Annotated in this window: 12 protein-coding genes; 5 read left to right on the forward strand and 7 right to left on the reverse strand. The window is 34.4% G+C overall.

What is annotated here, in order from left to right; all coding sequences use genetic code 11:
* Positions 1 to 165: 165 nt before the first annotated feature.
* Both HNQ03_RS14390 and hutG read right to left on the reverse strand, forming a co-directional pair.
* Positions 166 to 1,464: an aldehyde dehydrogenase family protein gene (locus tag HNQ03_RS14390; protein WP_173780398.1), complete on the reverse strand. Its 1,299-nt coding sequence runs from the start codon at positions 1,462 to 1,464 to the stop codon at positions 166 to 168.
* A gap of 9 nt (positions 1,465 to 1,473) precedes the next feature.
* Positions 1,474 to 2,385, reverse strand: coding sequence for a formimidoylglutamase (gene hutG, locus HNQ03_RS14395; protein WP_173780399.1), 912 nt, complete (start codon positions 2,383 to 2,385; stop codon positions 1,474 to 1,476).
* A 132-nt stretch (positions 2,386 to 2,517) separates the two neighbouring features.
* Here hutG and HNQ03_RS14400 point away from each other — a divergent pair, with 132 nt between their 5' ends.
* Positions 2,518 to 5,658, forward strand: coding sequence for a T9SS type B sorting domain-containing protein (locus HNQ03_RS14400; protein WP_173780400.1), 3,141 nt, complete (start codon positions 2,518 to 2,520; stop codon positions 5,656 to 5,658).
* A gap of 16 nt (positions 5,659 to 5,674) precedes the next feature.
* On the opposite strand, the gene hutI is transcribed toward HNQ03_RS14400, so the two are convergent.
* The 3 genes from hutI to HNQ03_RS14415 form a co-directional block, all read right to left on the reverse strand.
* Positions 5,675 to 6,919, reverse strand: coding sequence for an imidazolonepropionase (gene hutI / locus HNQ03_RS14405; protein WP_173780401.1), 1,245 nt, complete (start codon positions 6,917 to 6,919; stop codon positions 5,675 to 5,677).
* 299 nt (positions 6,920 to 7,218) lie between these two features.
* Positions 7,219 to 7,857: a dephospho-CoA kinase gene (coaE, locus tag HNQ03_RS14410; RefSeq protein ID WP_173780402.1), complete on the reverse strand. Its 639-nt coding sequence runs from the start codon at positions 7,855 to 7,857 to the stop codon at positions 7,219 to 7,221.
* Between the two features lie 63 nt (positions 7,858 to 7,920).
* The gene (locus HNQ03_RS14415) at positions 7,921 to 8,787 is read right to left on the reverse strand and encodes an MBL fold metallo-hydrolase (protein ID WP_173780403.1); all 867 of its coding nucleotides are present in this window, start codon (positions 8,785 to 8,787) and stop codon (positions 7,921 to 7,923) included.
* Between the two features lie 277 nt (positions 8,788 to 9,064).
* Between HNQ03_RS14415 and HNQ03_RS14420 the strand changes: the two genes are divergently transcribed.
* From HNQ03_RS14420 to HNQ03_RS14435, 4 genes are all read left to right on the forward strand, one after another.
* Positions 9,065 to 10,234 carry a BaiN/RdsA family NAD(P)/FAD-dependent oxidoreductase gene (locus HNQ03_RS14420; RefSeq protein WP_173780404.1) on the forward strand — a complete coding sequence of 390 codons (1,170 nt, stop codon included), beginning with the start codon at positions 9,065 to 9,067 and terminating at the stop codon, positions 10,232 to 10,234.
* A gap of 108 nt (positions 10,235 to 10,342) precedes the next feature.
* Complete coding sequence (locus tag HNQ03_RS14425; protein ID WP_173780405.1) at positions 10,343 to 10,975, forward strand: NAD(P)H-dependent oxidoreductase; 633 nt, start codon at positions 10,343 to 10,345, stop codon at positions 10,973 to 10,975.
* Between the two features lie 9 nt (positions 10,976 to 10,984).
* Positions 10,985 to 11,419: a MarR family winged helix-turn-helix transcriptional regulator gene (locus tag HNQ03_RS14430; RefSeq protein ID WP_173780406.1), complete on the forward strand. Its 435-nt coding sequence runs from the start codon at positions 10,985 to 10,987 to the stop codon at positions 11,417 to 11,419.
* A gap of 3 nt (positions 11,420 to 11,422) precedes the next feature.
* On the forward strand, positions 11,423 to 11,845 hold the full coding sequence (locus tag HNQ03_RS14435) for an organic hydroperoxide resistance protein (RefSeq protein WP_173780407.1): 423 nt from the start codon (positions 11,423 to 11,425) through the stop codon (positions 11,843 to 11,845).
* A 69-nt stretch (positions 11,846 to 11,914) separates the two neighbouring features.
* On the opposite strand, the gene ruvB is transcribed toward HNQ03_RS14435, so the two are convergent.
* Together ruvB and HNQ03_RS14445 are read right to left on the reverse strand one after the other, a co-directional pair.
* The gene (gene ruvB, locus HNQ03_RS14440) at positions 11,915 to 12,937 is read right to left on the reverse strand and encodes a Holliday junction branch migration DNA helicase RuvB (protein WP_173780408.1); all 1,023 of its coding nucleotides are present in this window, start codon (positions 12,935 to 12,937) and stop codon (positions 11,915 to 11,917) included.
* 128 nt (positions 12,938 to 13,065) lie between these two features.
* Positions 13,066 to 19,704, reverse strand: a complete 6,639-nt coding sequence (locus tag HNQ03_RS14445) for a fibronectin type III domain-containing protein (RefSeq protein ID WP_173780409.1) — start codon at positions 19,702 to 19,704, stop codon at positions 13,066 to 13,068.
* Positions 19,705 to 19,779 lie beyond the last annotated feature (75 nt).

The following is a 19,779-nucleotide window of genomic DNA, read 5'->3' on the forward strand; positions in this document are numbered from 1 at the left end:
GGTTTTGTTGTGCAACTCAAAGATACTTTGAGATACTAAACTTTACCCTCTTTTTTTACATTTTTATTTAAACGTTTAGGACGATATTGATATTTCCCTTTATAAAATAAAAAAATTCCTGAAAATATTTTCAGGAATTTTTTTTATTAAAATATGAATTTATGGCTAAGAATTCTTACCAACAATTGTCTTGATATTTACGAATTCTTGTAAAGTGTGATAAGATAATTCTGTACCATAGCCAGATTTTTTCATGCCACCAAAAGGTAAATTTGGGACAGAACTTGTCATTTTATTGATGTTTACCGTACCAGATTCAAGATTTTCTACAAAATATTTTTGGCGTTTTTTATCTCCTGTCCATATAGAATTTGCCAAACCAAAAGGTATATCGTTTGCCATTTTCAAGGCTTCTTCGTCATTTTTTGCAAACATCACCATTCCTAATGGACCAAATAATTCTTCTTGTAAAATTGGGTTTCCAGGTTTCACTTCTATTAAGCCAGGTTTTAAAATTCCTTCCGCAATTTTTTCTAAAGGTAAAATTATAGTGGCTTTATTTTTAAGCGCTTTTTTATATTGCTTCATTAAATCTACGGCCAAATCTGGTCTTGCCATTCCCGCTATTTTGGTGTCCGCTTTTGTAGGATCTGCAGGAATAAATTTCTGATATTCCGCAATAAATAATTTCATAAAATCCTTCGCAACTTTTTTATGAATAATGAATCTTTTTGCGGCAACACAAGTTTGTCCACAATTTTGCAATCTTGCCAATGCACCTACTTTTGCAGCTTCTTGTAAATTAGCATCATCTAAAACGATAAAACCATCACTTCCACCTAATTCTAGCAGAGATTTCTTAATATTTCTACCCGCAGTTGCAGCTATTTTTCCACCAGCGAATTCACTTCCTGTAAAACTTACACCCTGAATATAATCATGCGCCAAAAGCTCTTCCACTTCCTCATGATTGATTTCTAAATGCATGAAAATCCCTTTAGGAAATCCCGCTTCTTCAAATATTTTCTGAATGGTATTTCCGCTTTCTAAGCAGATAGATGCATGTTTCAAAACCACTACATTTCCCGCTAAAATTGCCGGTATCGCAAATCTCAAAACCTGCCAAAATGGAAAATTCCAAGGCATTACTCCCAATATAATTCCTTTTGGTACATAGTGAATTTCGGAAATTGCAAAATCTGTTTTCACTTTTTCTATTTGCAATTGTGGTTTCATATCTGCGTAGTAATTCGCCATCAATGCGCATTTTTTCACTTCTGCAGTAGCTTGGGTAATGGGCTTATTCATTTCTTTGGTAATGATTTCGCCAAAATTTTCTGCATTAAAATCTAGAATATTCGCTAGATTTTTAATTAACTTCTGTTTCTTTTTCCAAGAGGTATTTTTCCAGCTTGAAAAAGCTTGTTGAGATATTTCTAATTTATTTTCTATAGATTTTTTCATAATTAAATTTTAAATTGTCAACCATTCATTCACAAGACTGGCCGCCAATCTTGCTGTTCTTTCTTGAATGTCGTAAATAGGATTAACTTCTGCAATGTCCATTGCAATCATTTTTTCATTTCCCAAAATATGGCGGAAAAAATTCATGAAAGTAACGTCTGCAAAAATACCGTTATAAGCTGCGGCAGAAACTCCAGGCGCAATTGAAGCATTAAAAACATCCATACAAATAGTAAGATACAAAACATCTATTTCTTTGGTAAATGCATCGATGGTTTCATATATATGATGAAGATTTTCGTAATATAATTCATCAGCAATCAGATATTTCATTTTGTTTTGGTGCGCATAATCAAACAATTGCAAGGTGTTGGAATTTTTTTGAATTCCAATGTGCAAAGAATGTAAATCTCCACTTTCTGCTATCTGCGAAAAACCTGTGCCAGAAGTTGCACCTATTTCTACACTTTTCATGCGATTATCAAAATGCGCATCAATATTAATAATACCAATTTTTTTGTTGGGCAAAGCTTTTTTCAATCCAGAATAATGAGCGAACATTACTTCATGTCCACCACCTAAAACGATGGATTTTCCATTTTTTGAGATGATGTTAGAAACAGAATTAGATAATTTTTCTTGAGCATTTTCTAGATTTCCATCTTCACAAATTACATCACCAAAATCTAACAAATTAAAGTAGGGCGAAGTAATTGGAAAATTAGACATATTTTTTCTAATAATATTGGGAGCTTCTGCGGCTCCTACTCTTCCCATATTTCTTTTTACACCTTCATCTACTGCAAAACCCTGCAAAACAAAATCTTTATTTTTTATATTTCTAAAGTCATTTTCCAATTTTACTTTTTGAAAAACTCTTAGTACTAATGGAGAATCTCCATCATTTCTACCTTGCCACATATTTTTTTTCTCTATCTACAAATTTACTCATTTTTTTAAAAATTGATGGAGGCAAATTGTTGAAAATTTTAAGAAAGAAGTTTATTTAAAATAGTAAAAGATTATTCGTAATTTAGTATATTAATTTTTCCGATGTTAAAAAAACTATTATTGCTATGCATTGTTCTATTTTTTAATAGTTATAATGCTCAAGAAGATTGTATTACAGCCATTTCTTTGTGTGGAAATTCAGCAATAAATTATACTCCGTCTGGTGTAGGAATCGTAAACGAAGCTGTGGGAGGATGTTTATCTGGCGAGCATAATTCCGTTTGGTATAAATTTACCATTGCAACAAGCGGAACCCTAACTTTCGATTTAACACCTTATCAACCAATAGATTACGATTGGGCAATATATGGACCAAATAAAACTTGTGGACAATTAGGAAATCCAATAAGATGCAATGCTTCTGGATATTACCTACCAACTGGCATGAATTTAACCAATACAAATACCAGTTCTGCAGGTGGAAACACAGATCCATATTGTAAATATATGGATGTATTAGCTGGGGAAACTTATTATTTATATTTGGATAATTGGGATGCTACTGTTTATACTTTCAATCTGGTTTGGGGTGGAACAGCCACATTTGTTTCTGCTTTTAATAATACAAGCCTTTCTCCATTTCCTTTCATTGCACCGGGAATTTCTAGTTCAAATCCCAATAGTCCGAATGAAATAAATATTTGCGCTACTTCGTCAACTTTTAATTTAAATACCTTAACCTCTGGAATTATAAATGGAAACCCAAATTTCCAAGTTCACTATTATCAAAATTCCAGTGATGCAGCTGCTGGATTAAACCCAATACTGACGCCTATTTCTCCTAATACGAGCAATACTTATTATTATAGTATTAATTATCAAGATCCTACTAACCCCAATAATCCTGCAAATTTTTGTAAACAGAGTGGCTCTTTTGTTTTTGTCCAGAATTTAATTTCATCTATAATTACTGCTAATTCTACAGTACTTTGCCCGAATAGTTCTTTAACCTTAAGTTCTAGTAACGCAACAGGTAATCTTTGGTCAACTGGGCAAACTACGCAATCTATTTCTGTAACTACTGCTGGAACGTATACCTTAACAAATACCAATGGTTTTTGTACCAATCCAACTGCTACTTACAGTATCACAGATGCTCCCAATCCTAATTTGCAAATTTCTGGTAATCTAGTTTTGTGTACAAATCCTACGATTTTAACGGCTACTTCTGCAGGAACAGGAAATACCTATGTTTGGTCCAATGGTTCTACTAGCAATACTACTACAGTTTCTACAGCAGGAAATTATACCGTAACTGTAAATTTACCCAATGGTTGCTCTTTTCAAAAAACTGCAATTGTAACGCAAGGACTCGTTCCTGTTGTACAAAATACAAGCTTAAATCAATGCTCTACAGGAACCACATCAATTTTTAATTTAGTTTCTGCACAAAACAATATTAGTACGACTTTAGGAGCAACCTTCAACTATTATCAAAATTTAGCAGATGCAACTTCTGGAAATACCAATACAATTTCGAACCCGACGGCTTTTTCTTCTGGAAATGCGATTATCTATGTATTAGTTTCTGTTGGAAATTGCACCAAAATTGCACAACTACAATTAATTGTAAATCCGCCTCCAGTTCCCGTTATATCTGCTTCTAATATGACAATCTGCGATGGAAATCCAGTTTCATTAAGTTCAAATTTTTCAACGGGAAATCTTTGGTCAACTGGACAAACTACGCAAACAATTACCGTAAATACTGCTGGAATTTATACTTTAACAAATACAGCTGGAAATTGCACCTCAGCTTCTGCTAATATAAGCATCACTGCAACGCCAAATCCTACTATACAAATCACTGGAATGTTGAATTTTTGCCAAGGTTCTTCTACAACTTTAATCGCAACTTCCTCTGGCATAGGAAATACATACGTTTGGTCTAATGGAACGATAGGTGCAAATAATATAGTCACAACGGGAGGTTTGCATACGGTAACGGTTACAACTGGAAGTGGTTGCACTTTTACAAAAACCGTAACGGTGATGATGGATCCAACCATAATTGTTAATATTGCAACTCCAGCAGAGCTAAATTGTACAAATACACAGGTTACATTAAATGCTTCTAATTCTACCTTTCAACCAGGGTCTACCATAGTTTGGACCGCAAGTGCAGGTGGAAACATTGTTTCTGGTGCAAACACGCTTTCACCCATTATAAATTCTGCAGGACTTTATACTTGTACCATCACAAGTACTCTTGCAAACGGATGCTCGAACCAAGCATCTGTGAATGTTATTAATAATAGCAATCCGCCATTAATTACAATAACCGCTAATATGCTTACTATTTGTAACGGTGAAAGCGTGATATTAACGGCTTCTGGCGCGCAAACTTACACTTGGACAGCTTTAAATGGCAATGGAAATACGCAAACAGTGTCTCCAACTTCTACAACTACTTACAGCGTTACGGGAATTGGAGTTAATGGTTGTAATGCGGTAAACACTGCAACAATTACCATAATTGTAATTCCTAAAATTGTATCTGGATTGATGAGTGGACAAATTTGTAAAGGAGATGCACTCATTTTAGATGCAGGAATAGGTAGCAACTACACCTATCTTTGGAATACGGGAGCTACAACTCAAACTATTTCTGTAACCGATGATGGTAGTTATAATGTAACGATCAGCAATGGTGCATGTTCTAAAGTTTTTACTGCTACAGTTTCTTATAAGCCTGTGCCAGAGATAGAAAATGTAACCTACAGCAATGCTACATTGGCAATATTTGCTACAAACCCAACCAATCAAACTTTGGAATATTCTATAGATGGCGGTCTTACTTGGCAAGATTCTAATATTTTCAATAACGTAAAAGGCAATAGTGGTTTGGATATCTTTGTAAGAATAAAGGGAGAAAAATGTTATTCTACCATAAATTATTTTTCATTTACGATGCAAAATATCATCACTCCAAATAGCGATGGTTACAATGATGTTGTAGATTTTTCTAACATCATAAATTTTAAAAATGTATCTGCAGAAATATATGATCGCTATGGTAAAATTGTTTTTAAAGCAACAAAGAAAAATCCTATTTGGGATGGAACCTACAACAGCAGAAAACTACCAACCACTTCTTATTGGTATATTATAAAATGGACAGATGCATATAAAAATACACCGATAGAATTGACGGGTTGGATTTTGCTAAAAAACAGAGATTAAAAATTGCGTTTAATTTTTAAAATTTTTGAATATCTGCATCTATAAAAATATTTTTTGCCAACAAACTCCCTTGTTTGTACAAGATATTTTGAAAATTATCCGTTTCAAAAGTTACAAAATCGGCTTTTTTACCTTTTTGTAAAATTCCACGATCTGATAAATTTAATGCATGTGCAGCTCTAAAAGTAATTGCAGAAAGTACTTCCGCAGTTGATAATTTTTGGAAAGTTGCGAGAATACTTGCCTGTACCAAAAGATTTCCCATTGGTGCAGAACCAGGATTCCAATCGGATGCGATGGCTAAAATACCATTATTGTCTAAAATTTTTCTTGCCGGTGTGAAGGGTTCTCCCAAACCTAAACTTGCTCCAGGAAGTGCAATGGCAACAGTATCTGAATTGGCTAAATAAACAATATCTTCGTCTGTAGAAGCTTCCAAATGATCTGCAGATTTAGCACCAACTTCCACGGCAATTCTAGAACTTCCAGGCGTAAATTGATCTGCATGAACCGTAATTTCAAAGCCTAATTCTTTTGCTTTCAACAAATAATCTCGGCTTTCTTCTTCCAAAAAAGCAGATTTTTCTATGAATATATCTACTCTTTTTGCAAGATTTTCCTTCGCTACTATTGGTAAAATTTCTTTTATTATATATTCTAAATATTCCTTGTTTCCACCCTCAAAATCTCTGGGTTTTAAATGGGCAGAAAGGCAAGTTGGAATTAGTGTTGCTTTTGTTTGAATTTGAGCTTGCTGTATCACTCTCAACATTTTTAGCTCATTTTCTACATCTAATCCGTATCCACTTTTTATTTCAATTGTGGTAATTCCTAATTTTAATAATGAATTGATTCTTTCTAATAAAGTTTCCAAAAGTTCTTCTTGTGATGCTTCTCTTGTATGCAAAACCGAACTCCAGATTCCGCCACCACTTTCAGCAATTTGCAAGTAAGTTTTTCCACCGTTTCTCATGGCAAAATCATTAGCTCTATTGCCACCAAAGCAGATGTGAGTGTGCGCATCTACAAAAGCGGGCAAGCATATTTGCTCGGTTTCAATTAAATGTAATTCAAATGTATCATTAGAATTTTCTAAATCAATTTTTAAATCTTTAAAATCACCAATCTTTTCAATTAAATTTTCTGAAATTAAAATCCCACCGTTTTCTACAATTTCTAATTGGCTGTCGTCCAATTTCCCACGCAAAGGAAGATTTGCAAGAGTAACGATTTGCTTGAAGGGACCGATTAGTTTTTTCATAATTGCTCTTTGAAATGCACAAATTTTATCTGTGGTTATTGGTGTTCAACCTTTTCGAGGTTTTCTATATTTTGGAAAGCCACGCAGCGGCTTATTTTTCATAAACATAGGTGTAAACGCTGGATTTTGCAGCCAATACTCCAGCGAATATTTGCTCCTCGACTCGAGTGGAAATCCTCTTTGCGGCACGAAGTAGAGCAAAAAAAAATTGCTAAAGTAAAGCGTAAACGAAATTGAAGCGAAGGCTTTAATTGAAGTTTACGAACGAAGTTCAAGGCTCACAAAAAATTAAGAGTTATCTAAAACTGCAAAGCCATTATCTCCGACTTCACTTTTTCTACTTCATTTTGCAAATCTTCTAGTGTTCCGTTGTTATAAATCACGAAATCTGCACGTTTTATTTTTTCCTTTTCAGGCATTTGCTTGTTCATAATGTTGAGAACTTCGCGGTAGGTTTTGCCATCTCTATCCATCACTCTTTTGCTGCGGGCATTATCTTCTGCAGTTACAAGAACGCTTTGGTGGCACTCTTTATCAAGATCCAACTCAAAAAGTAGCGCAGTTTCTTTGAAAATAATTTCTTTATCTTCTCTATTCTGCAACCAATTTTTAAAATCAGATTTTACGGCAGGATGAATAATAGAATTCAAAACATCTAATTTTCCAGGATTGGTGAAAACGATGTTTGCAACGTATTTTCTATTGTATAGACCATCTTTATTGTAAGCGTCTTCGCCCAAAAGTTTAATGATTTCTGATTTTAAATAAGCGCTTTCATTCACCAAATCTTTTGCTCTTGCATCAGAATAATAAATTGAAAACCCCATATTTTCTAAAATTTTTGCAACGGTGGTTTTTCCCGAACCGATACCTCCCGTTAAACCAAAGATCCTCGAATCTGGATCTGGGTTTTCCGCTAAAATTTCATTTTGTTCCATAGTAAAATATTGCTTGCAAAGATATTGAAATTATTGGTAAAAAATTTATAGAATTCACATTTGTTAATATCCAAATACTTCTTCCATAGAAAAAGTTTGGTCTAGGCGAATTCCTTTTTCCGTCATTTTCAAACTTGCCAATTCGTTGTGTGCATCATGCTCAAAGAATAGAAGATAATCATTATCAACACATTGCTGTAAAAATGCAGCTTTCTCTTCCATAGTCAAAAGTGGACGTGTATCATATCCCATCACGTAAACTTGTGGAATGTGGCCAACTGTTGGTATTAAATCGGCAGCGAAAACGATGGTTTTATCTTGATATTTTATTACAGGAAGCATTTGTTTATCAGTGTGTCCGTCTACAAAAATCACATCCATTTTTAAATCTGGTGCAAAACCATAATTACCACTTTGCGGAGTTGGTAAAAAATTCAATTGTCCACTTTCTTGTAGCGGAAGAATATTTTCCTTCAAAAAACTGGCTTTTTCTCTTGCATTTGGTTCCGTAGCCCATTTCCAATGATCTTGATTGGTCCAAAATTGTGCATTTTTGAAGGCTGGCTGATATCCCGTTCTATCTGCATTCCACTCTATTGCTCCACCACAATGATCAAAGTGAAGATGCGAAAAGAAAACATCCGTAATATCATCTTTCACAAAACCGTATTTTTTTAGGTTTTTGTCCAAGTTATCATCTCCCCAAAGTGAATAATGCCCAAAGAATTTTTCATTTTGTTTTTCTCCTAATCCGCAATCTATTAAAATTAATTTTTTGCCGTCTTCTATTAAAAGTGAACGTGTTCCAAGTTCTATCAAATTATTTTCGTCTGCAGGATTGGTACGTTGCCAAAGCGATTTTGGAACTACGCCAAACATAGCACCACCATCTAGTTTAAATTTTCCGCATTGTATTGGGTATAGTTTCATAGGATAATATTAATTTTTGATGATTAAATTTTTACTAAAATACAGAAATTTAGATTAATAATTTGGGCGTGACCACAAAAATTTTCGAAAAATTTTTGTGGTCGGTATCCGGTTCCCAATCTTTTTTTTCAAAAAAGGATTTCCACCTTCTACCTCACGCAAGAGTTCCGCTTTGAATCAAGAATACTTTCAATTTTAAAAATTATTTTAAGTGAAACATTTTTTTTTAAATCCAACAATTTAAATACTATCTTAAAATACCTACCTTCGCTTCATCATGCAAAATAAACCAATCATCATCATCGGAGCTGGTCCATCTGGATTAATGGCAGCACAAATTCTTGCAGAAAGTGGTTTTAAAGTGCAAGTTTTTGAGCAAAATAAAGCCGCAGCAAGAAAATTTTTGGTAGCAGGAAATGGTGGTTTTAATTTAACGCATAGTGAAGAATTAGAATCATTTATCCAAAAGTACGATGCCTTGGAAATTCAAGAAATTGTACAAAATTTTGATAGTAAAAAAGTAATTGAATGGCTGTGCAACATTGGAGTTACCACTTATGTTGGAAGTTCTGGGAAAATATTCCCGACCAAAAATTTTAAACCCATTCAAGTTTTGCAAGCTTGGCTAGATTATTTAAAAAAACTAAACGTTGAAATTTTTTATAACCACACTTTTTTAAATTTTGACGAAAATTATGCCTATTTTAATAACAATGGACAGGAGTTTCAATTCAATTATTCAAAATTAATTTTGGGAATGGGCGGTGGATCTTGGAATAAAACGGGTTCGGATGCAAAATGGATTGATATTTTCAATGAAAAAAATATTAAAATAAATCCATTACAGTCTGCAAATTCTGGATACAATACTGCCGAATATTTGCATCAATTACAAGGTCAATATTTAAAAAACGTAAAAATCTCTTTTAACAATAATGAAAAATTAGGCGAAATAGTTTTTACAAAATATGGAATTGAGGGAAGTCCGGTATATTTTATGAATCGGTTTACTAGAAAATTTGAATTCCCTCTAACTTTAAATATCGATCTAAAACCAAACCTTTCTGATTCTGAAATTTTGGAATTATTGAAAAGCGAACAGAGAATTAATCCTATCCTTAAGAAGAAATTGAAGATTTCTACCACTGGTATAAATTTACTTAAAACTTTGGATAAAGAATCTTTTACGAATCTAGAAAATTTAGCTCATAAAATTAAAAATTTCCCGATAGAAGTTTTAAGTTTCAGACCTATTGATGAAGTAATTTCTACGGCTGGTGGAGTTGATTTTTCCGAATTAAATGCAGATTTATCTCTGAAAAAATTTCCGAATACCTTTTGCATTGGCGAAATGATAGATTGGGAAGCGCCAACTGGAGGCTATCTTTTGCAGGCATGTTTTAGCACGGGAAATTGGGTTGCAAAATCAATTTCAAAAATCATCTGATGAAATTTTTTTTACATAATTATAAGAATTGATTCCATTGTTTGCAATTAAATTGTGCACAATATAATTGTTTACTATCTTTGCACTAGAATTTAAAACAAAAAAATTATGTCGTTAATAGAAGATTTGAACTGGCGCCACGCTGTAAAAGCTTATGATGCTGAAAAAAAAGTAAGTCAAGAAGATTTAAATAAAATTTTGGAAGCTGCGAGATTGGCACCAACTTCGTCTGGTTTGCAACCATTTCGGGTTATTGTTGTAGAAGATCAAGATTTGAAAAATAAAATGGTAGAAGGTGCTTTAAATCCAGAAGTGATGAGAGATTGCTCTCAAGTTTTGGTATTTGCAGCATGGGATAGCTATTCTGATGAAAAAATAGACAAAGTGTACGACCATCATACAGATGTAAGAGATTTACCAAGAGGCAGATTTGGAAGTTATACAGATAAAATAAAGGAAATATACAATGCCCAAACTGCAGAAGAAAATTTTGCTCACACTGCAAGACAGACCTACATTGCTCTAGGTTTAGCAATGGCACAAGCAGCAGAATTGAAGGTAGATAGCACTCCTGCAGAAGGTTTTGATAATGAAGTTGTTGATAAAATTTTAAATTTAAAAGATTTAGGGTTGAAAAGTGTAACCTTACTTTATTTAGGATATAGAGACGAAGAAAATGATTATCTAGCACACATGAAAAAAGTGAGAATTCCGATGGAGGAATTTATCATAAAAAAATAAGCAATTGGAATGGAAAATCTAGAACCACCAAAATTATCAAATCAACTTTGCTTTCCGCTTTATGTAATTTCAAAAGAAATTACGGGAATGTATCGTCCTTTTTTGGATGAATTAGATATTACCTATTCTCAATATTTAGTAATGATGGTATTGTGGGAAAATGATGGATTGACCGTGAATAACATTGGTGAAAAACTCTATCTCGATAGTGGAACTTTAACTCCATTACTGAAAAGACTTGAAGCTAAAAATTATATTTCTAGACAAAGAAAAAAAGAAGACGAACGTGTAGTTGAAATTTTTTTGACAAAAACGGGAAGCGATTTGAGGCAAAAAGCTTGCGCTATACCAAATAAAATCCAAGAAAAATTAAATCTTAGCGAAGAAGATTTGGTGCAACTAAAAGATGCAATCAAAAAATTATTAATAAAAATAGAAAAATAGATTATGAAAAGTTTATATACAACAAGTGTAACCGCAAATGGTGGTAGAAATGGAAAAGTGAAAAGTGAAAATGGAATTTTGGAACTTGATGTAAGATCTCCAAAAGCTCTAGGTGGAAAAGATGATGCGTTTGCAAATCCTGAAATGCTTTTCGCAGCAGGATATGCATCTTGTTTTGGAAGTGCACTAAGTCTTGTGATTGGAAAATCTAAGATTGAAGCAGGCGAACCAACGGTAACAGCGCAAGTAAGCCTAGGACAGATAGAAAATGGTGGTTTCGGATTGGCAGTAGAAATGGATGTAAACATCCCAAATGTTACCATAGAAGAAGCTCAGGAATTAACTGAAAAGGCACACCAGGTTTGCCCATATTCTAATGCAACTAGAAATAATATTGAAGTGAAATTAGCAGTCACAAATAACTAGCAATCTCATTCAATAGAATGAAATTTTCTAAAAAAGACTCAAGGAAATATTTTCTTGAGTCTTTTTTGTTTAAAATAATTCATCTAATCTCTTTGGAACTGTAATTCCCAAATGCTTGTAGGCTTTTTCGGTCACTTCTCGTCCTCTAGGAGTTCTAATGATGAAGCCTTCTTGTATCAAAAATGGTTCATATACTTCTTCCAAAGTTTCTGGATTTTCTGCTATGGATGTTGCCAATGCAGAAATACCGACTGGTCTTCCGCGGAAATTTTCTATCATCACGCGCATTATTTTATTGTCCATTTCGTCTAGACCATATTCATCTACATTCAATGCATCGAGAGCATATTTGGCGATTTTTATATCGATTTCTCCGTTTCCTTTTATTTCGGCAAAATCTCTTACTCTTCGCAACAATGCATTGGCAATTCTGGGTGTTCCTCTGCTTCGTTTTGCAATTTCAAAGGCTGCATCTTTATAAATTTTTACACCCAAAACTCTTGCACTTCTTTCTATAATAGTTGAAAGTAATTCTGTAGTATAATATTCTAATCGATTTTGAATACCAAATCTTGCGAGCATTGGTTTTGTGAGCATTCCACTTCTCGTAGTTGCACCTATTAAAGTAAATGGATTTAATGCTATTTGTACGCTTCTAGCATTGGGCCCGGTTTCTAGCATGATGTCTATTTTGTAGTCTTCCATCGCAGAATAGAGATATTCTTCCACGATGGGTGAAAGACGATGGATTTCATCAATAAAAAGGACATCATTTTCTTCTAAATTAGTAAGTAAACCAGCCAAACTTCCAGGTTTATCTAAAACAGGACCAGATGTTAATTTACAACTTACACCTAATTCATTTGCGATGATGTGTGCTAAGGTTGTTTTTCCTAATCCTGGTGGACCATGCAAAAGCACATGATCTAAAGCTGCACCTCTATTTTTAGTAGCAGCTACAAATATTTCTAAATTTTCCAGAGTTTTTCTTTGCCCGGCAAAATCATCAAAGCTTTGCGGACGGATTTTTTCTTCTTGGAAAAGTTCTTCATCGGAAAAATTATCAGGATCTGGATGTAGAAATTCTGGCATTAATTTTTTGTTTAAATTCAAAGGTAAGTTTTTTATCTATGAAAATAAAAAAGGATTGACTGAAAAAACATCAAAAAAAAATAGCTCCAAAAAATTTGGAGCTATTTAATTATATATAGAACTTAAGTTTATTCTTTTATGAATTTTACTTGAGCATTATCATCTGGACTTTCTACTTCGATAATGAAAACACCATTGATCAATCTACTAACATCCACTTTATTTGCGAAGATAGTTCCCTTCATTACCAATTGTCCGATAGCATTGTAAATTTTATATTTAGTGCCATCTTTTACTTTTGTAATGTTCAAGATATTTTTCACTGGGTTTGGATAAACCATTACAGCGGAATTCGCATCTAATAGATTTTGAGCATTTGGTTTAGAAATTCTTACTTTGTAATCTTCTACTTCACCGTTTTGGAATTGGCCACACATTACTGGTGCACTACCTCTACTCAAGGCAACTCTCATCACTACAAATCTATTGTCTACCAAACTTACAAAAGCATTGGAAGGAACGTTGAAGTTTGCAGTTACTGGTGTAGTTTTACTAGCAGGCGAAGTAAGAATTCTTTCATTATTAGAGAAAATACCATCTCTGTTGAAATCTATCCAAACTGTAACAGCTTCGTCATAAGTTGTAGAACCGCTCCAAGTTTTAGATACAGAGATTACGTTATTTGTAGAACCTTGAACTAATTGAACAACCTTAATTGGATCTCCTGTATAACTAGTATAATTAGAAGCATTAGAATCATTATTCATTTCTGGTTTTCCATTTGGCGTAACTTTCACATTTGAGATATGCTCTGCAGTAGAACTAACAGAAGACATATCACAATAAATAACTGTTGGCGTTGTAAATACATATGGTGCAGTGTAAACTTGAGTAACACCGTTACAAACATTTGCAACTTTTACTTCGTATTGCGTTTGCTCTAGAAGTCCTGTTATGATGTAAGTATTTGTATTCAAATTAACAGTTACCCAATTATTAAATCCAACCTCTCTATACATAAGAACGTAAGTAGCATTTGGGAATGAATTCCAATCTACCTGTGCAGAACTAATTGTAAGATTAGTAACAGTAAGTCCAATAGGAGCCATTTCACAGATTGGTAAAGTAGTAAATACTTTTGGCGTTCCGTAAGGATTTGTAGCACCAGAGCAAATAGAAGCAACTTGAACTTCGTACGTTGTGTAAGGCGTTAAACCTGTCAACTGGAAATTTGTTCCTGGCAATAAAACTGTAATCCATGTTGTACTTCCTACTTCTCTATATTGTACAGTGTAAGATGCACTTAAAGTTGTATTCCAACTTAAATCTGCAGTGTAAGCAGTAATATTTGAAACTGTAAAGTTTCCTGGAGGCGTTGGATCACATCTTGTTGTAAATGTAACTGGAGTGTAACTACCAACTGTACCATTACAAACTGCTGCAACTTCTGCTTCATAAGATGTAAGTGGTGTAAGACCAGTAATTGTATAAGTATTGGTAGCTAAACCAGAATTTGCAACTGCTGTAAAGGCTGGAACCCATGCAACAGTACCTGCTACTCTGTATCTTACTCTATAAGTTGCGCCGCCTGGATCATTATTCCAAGTTAAGACTGCTGAAGTACTTAAAACATTTGATACTGTTACTATTGGTGGAGTGATATCACATCTAACCAATTTCACATTGTCTATAGCAACTGGAGGTTGTGTACCACCAGATCCATCATTTCTCCATTCGAATACCAATCTCATACCTGATGTGATATAAGGTGCTACATTGAATGTTAAATTCTGATAGGATTGCCATGTAGCTTGCTGATTGAAGTTTGCACCAATTTGAACTCTTGGAAGCGTACCACCTGCAGCTGTAATCTGTGTACCAGCAACTGGCACATAAGAAATAGGAACTGCCCAAACTCTTAAATAATCAAAAGAGCTTTCTCCTACCGCTTTCCAATCAAATGATAGTTCAACAGTTGTTGAAAGTGGAACTATATTGAAATCTCTGTAAGCATGCGTAACACTTGTAGTACTGATAGTGTAAGAGTTTGTAACACCAGCATCATTGGAAATGTATAAAGAATTTCCTGTATTACCAGTAGCTGCACCATATACCCATTTATTAACTTGTGTTCCAGTCGTGGTTCCAAAATCATTTGGACCAGTGAATGGTTGAATGTAAGGAATAGTAGCTGGTATTTGTCCAGTTGTGAAGGTTCCTGCCATCCAAAGACTTGTGTCTGTAGTACTACATCTAGATCTTACCCAGAAATAGTAGGTTGTATTTGGCAAAAGACCTGTAAGGTTTGCCGTAGTAGTTGCAGAAGATCCTGTAGGAACAGTAGTACCTATTGGAGCAACATTTACTGTAGATATATAATATTGATATCCAAGTGCAGGAGCTGGTGTTGCTGCTGTCCAACTTATTGTTGCTGTTGTAGATCCTACTGGATTGGCAATTAAATTTGTTGGTACTTGACAAGTTGGGATTAATAAATTAATATTATCAATCGCAACTGGTGGATCGTTAAATACAGATGTATCATTTCTCCATTCGAAAACTAATCTCATTGTTTGACCAGCGAAAGAAGAAATATTTAAAGTTGGATTAAAATTAGTTTGCCATGCAGCTTGCTGATTTAAATTACCTCCAACTTGAATTCTACCAGTACCTGCGGTAATTTGTGTACCTGCAGTTGGTGTAAATGATACTGGAACTAGCCATACTCTGAAGTAATCAAAAGAACTTTCTCCTACAGCTTTCCAGTCATAAAAGAAGGTCGCTAAATTAGAACCAGCTGGTACAATAAAATCTCTATAAGCTTGTACTACACTTGAGGTTGTGCTGTATGAATTCGTAGCTCCATTATCATTAGAAATGTAAATAGAATTTGCAGGATTTCCTGTAGCAGATCCATAAACCCATTTATTATTTTGAGTTCCATTTATAAATACCCAGTCATTCGGTCCAGTAAATGGTTGAGTGTAAGGTATTGTTGTTGGTATTTGTCCTGTTGTGAAATTCCCACCTGGAAACCACAAACTTTGGCTCGTTGTAGAACAAGCAGAACGAACCCAGTAATAGTAAATTGTCGTAGGAGACAATCCTGTTAATGGTGCTGTTGTTGCTGTTGTTGTTCCCGTAGGTACAGTAGTAGCTGTAGGTGGAACATTTGAAGTTGATACGTAATACTGATATCCATTTGCTGGAACCGGTACTGCAGCTGTCCAGTTTAAAGTTGCAGAAACAGCAGTAATTGCAGTAACTGATAAGTTAGTAGGAACTTGGCAAGTAGGTATGATTAAATTAATATTATCAATAGCTGCTGGAGTATTTGTAAATCCAAAACTATCATTTCTCCATTCATATACTATTCTAACGGTAGCACCTGCAAAAGTTGAAAGATTTAACGTTGGATTAAAGTAAGTTTGCCAAGTAGATTGTAGGTTAAAATTACCACCAACTTGTATTTTTCCAGCTCCAGCTGTAATTTGCGTTCCCGCTACTGGATTAAAACTAGTTGGTACCAACCATACTTTGAAAAGATCTGAAGTACCTTCTCCTACTGCTTTCCAATCAAAAAGGAAAGTAGCATTTGTAGTTCCCGTTGGTACAATTATATCTCTATAAGCATGAACTATAGTAGTTGTTCCACTGTAACTATTAGCAAGACCATTATTATCTGAAATATATATGGAATTTGCAGGGTTTCCTGCTGCTGCTCCATAAGACCATTTATTACTTTGAGTTCCATTTACAAAAACAAAATCATTTGGTCCTGTAAAAGGTTGAATATAAGGAATTGTTGCTGGAATTTGTGTTGTAAGGAAAGATCCTCCAGAAGTCCAATAACTGCTATCAGTTGCTGAACAAACTGCACGTACCCAGAAATAATAAGTTGTATTTAATGCTAAACCTGTTAAATTTACAGATGTAGTTGCAGAAGTTCCTGTGGGAATTGTAGTTGCTGTAGGTGCAACATTCGTAGTTGAAATAAAATACTCATACCCATTTGCTGGTACACTTGTAGAAGCCGTCCAAGATATAGTTGCTGTAGTAGTTGATACTGCAGAAGCTACTGGGTTTGTAGGTGATAAACATGTAGGTGCTGGTCCAACAATTAAGGTATAGTCTACATAATTTCCCCATGCTCCAGGACCACAAGAAGTATTGGTTCCAATAAAAGAAGTTGAAAATCTCACTCTATAATTACCAGCAGCTTGAGCAGCTGGTACATTGATAACAGCAGCTCCAGTAGAAGTATATGTTGTAGTAGCAAGAATTGTTTCACCAGCATCTAAGAAATCACCATCATTATTCCAATCTATCCAAACATAAAAATAATAAGTGGAACCACCTGCTGATCCCAAACTTACATTTACTATTCCTCCAGGAATTGAAATAAATGTGTTAGCAGAATTATCAACATACGCAGAGTAAGAACTCGCAGTGTATGCTAAATTCGTAATCCCTAATGTTGTTGTAATATTATTAAGATAATAAGTTGTCGAAGAAGTTCCTCCTGTTGGTATACAATATACAAGACCTGGTGTTGCAAAATTGGTAGAAGGTGAAAAAGATCCTGTAACTCCTAAACAGATTGTTGCAATCTGTACCTCATATTGAGATGAACCTGTAAGACCAACTAAATTTGCAGGTGTTGTTGAAGGATTAATTGTTGTCCAAGTTGGAGAACCGACAATTCTGTATCGCAAAATATAAGTTGCAGTTGGATCTGATGTCCAACTAACGGTTGCAGTTGTTTGAGCAATTGCTGTTACAACAATACCAACCGGTGGATTTGTATTACAAGCAGTAGACGTAACAATGTTTATAGTTTTCACTGCATAAAATACATTATCAACAGCGCTTACTCTTACTATTGCTGAGCTCCCTGAAGTAAGTCCTGTGAAAGTAACCGCTTCTGTTCCATCATTTGGAGTGGAAGCAATAAGCGTAACCCAAGAAGCACCATTATTAATAGTGTAATCTATTTTCACATTGGCTACATTATAAGGTGCAGCTGCAGTATTTACAACATTCCATGTGATAGGAACTGCAGCATTATTTGAACCGGTGGTAGAGGTTACCGTGAAAGGTCCATCATTTCCAACAGTTATATTTTGTACTGTGTTTTGAGTTTGTTGTTGATTGAAAGCAGGACTATTGTCTCTTGCAGTAAGAGCAAATTGCATTGTTCTTGCAACTGTAGGAACTGCTTCCCATAGATTGTTGCTATTATTAAGAACACCAGCTAAAACTGAACTTAATCTTGGGAAGTATCTTACATTACCTCCAGTTGTCGGCAATACAGATCTAAAAGATGGTCCATTTGTTAAATTTCCAATATTTGAATTATTCGTAGTAGTTGTTGCACTATTCACTTGTTCCCAAGTAAACGTCATTGGATCATTCTCTGGATCGGTAGCTGAACCAGTTAATACAAATGCAGTTCCTTTTGGAATATTATAAGCAGGAAGAGCTGTAAATACAGGTGGATTATTAGTAACACTTGTTTCTATATCACATGTTTTACTGATAAGATTTGTTTGAATTTGAGAAATACTAGCAGCATGAAAATATGGATCAGAATTAGCTTGTACATCCGTTGTAGGACCAGTAATTCCTGCATAACCCATAATTGTAGAACCAGAACCTGGTTCCATATTCACACCCGTTCCTTCTAATGCATTGGAAAATGTATGGTTTCCACCCAATTGATGCCCTATCTCATGTGCAACGTAATCTATATCAAAAGTATCTCCTTGTGGAAGTCCACTACCAGGAGATGTAATACCAGAACCTTTTCCATTATTAGTTGGTCCAGTTGGTGCAATACATATACAACCAATACATCCAGCATTTCCACCACCACCAGAAGCACCAAAAAGGTGACCGATATCGTAGTTTGCATCACCCACAACAGATGTTAAAGTCTGTTGAAGTTGGTTGTTCCAAAGATTCATTTGTGCTGCTGGAGAATATGGATCTGTAGCAGTATTTGTATATATTAATGCTGGATAATTTTGAAGATTCATGTGTAAACCAAAATCTTTTTCAAAAACACCATTCACACGTGTCAATGTAGCATTTACTGCAGTAAGAGCTTGTGTAACTCCTCCAAAAGAATTTGTATATTCAGCAGTTACAGACATAGCAAGACGCAATGTTCTGTATTTTTTATCCGAGCTTTTAGAAAAATCTGAAGCGCCAGATTTACCGAAAGAATTGCCTAAAGCAGCTAAATCTTTGATTTGCTTTTGCGCATCCGTATTTTCTTCTGTACTACAAATAAAACTTTTTTTACCTGTGTTGATGGTTTTAGGAAAAACTCTATACAAAGATTTTGATTTATTCAAAGGCTCTATAAATTGAGAAACGCCATTAATAATAATCATAGATTGAAAGTCGCCTGGAGCAAGACTAAATCTTATGTATTTGTTTTTATCATTTTTAGCAACACCAACATAAGAACCTAGTTGGTATTTTGATGCTAATTCTGGCACTACAACTGGTAGACTATAAATCTCAAAAGTTTCAACTCCGCTACCTAAAACAGGTATAGAAATTTCTACTGGTTTGGAATATTGACCAGGCGTCTGTGCTTTAGACAATTGATTCTTTAGCTGATTAATATCTAAAGTATAATATTGATCTCGGCTAGAACCGTTACTAACTTTCTCTCCTTGAGCAGTAGATGAACCCCATTGTCCAAATGAAATGCTAAAAGTGCAGAGAAGTATGAAAAGAGTAAAGAGTTTCTTCATAATATTGGAAATATATTAATTTGTACAAATCTAATCAAATTTTATTATTTAATTTAAAATTTAGCTGTTTAATTT

The organism is Frigoriflavimonas asaccharolytica (assembly GCF_013294015.1).
In the GTDB taxonomy this organism is placed as follows: domain Bacteria; phylum Bacteroidota; class Bacteroidia; order Flavobacteriales; family Weeksellaceae; genus Frigoriflavimonas; species Frigoriflavimonas asaccharolytica.

Coding starts and splice junctions, on each gene's coding strand:
- ruvB (WP_173780408.1), bottom strand. CDS start 12,937: ATGCCAGAATTTCTACATCCAGATCCTGATAATTTTTCCGATGAAGAA.
- hutI (WP_173780401.1), bottom strand. CDS start 6,919: ATGAAAAAACTAATCGGTCCCTTCAAGCAAATCGTTACTCTTGCAAAT.
- HNQ03_RS14420 (WP_173780404.1), top strand. CDS start 9,065: ATGCAAAATAAACCAATCATCATCATCGGAGCTGGTCCATCTGGATTA.
- HNQ03_RS14400 (WP_173780400.1), top strand. CDS start 2,518: ATGTTAAAAAAACTATTATTGCTATGCATTGTTCTATTTTTTAATAGT.
- coaE (WP_173780402.1), bottom strand. CDS start 7,857: ATGGAACAAAATGAAATTTTAGCGGAAAACCCAGATCCAGATTCGAGG.
- HNQ03_RS14435 (WP_173780407.1), top strand. CDS start 11,423: ATGAAAAGTTTATATACAACAAGTGTAACCGCAAATGGTGGTAGAAAT.
- HNQ03_RS14415 (WP_173780403.1), bottom strand. CDS start 8,787: ATGAAACTATACCCAATACAATGCGGAAAATTTAAACTAGATGGTGGT.
- HNQ03_RS14425 (WP_173780405.1), top strand. CDS start 10,343: ATGTCGTTAATAGAAGATTTGAACTGGCGCCACGCTGTAAAAGCTTAT.
- HNQ03_RS14430 (WP_173780406.1), top strand. CDS start 10,985: ATGGAAAATCTAGAACCACCAAAATTATCAAATCAACTTTGCTTTCCG.
- HNQ03_RS14390 (WP_173780398.1), bottom strand. CDS start 1,464: ATGAAAAAATCTATAGAAAATAAATTAGAAATATCTCAACAAGCTTTT.
- HNQ03_RS14445 (WP_173780409.1), bottom strand. CDS start 19,704: ATGAAGAAACTCTTTACTCTTTTCATACTTCTCTGCACTTTTAGCATT.
- hutG (WP_173780399.1), bottom strand. CDS start 2,385: ATGTGGCAAGGTAGAAATGATGGAGATTCTCCATTAGTACTAAGAGTT.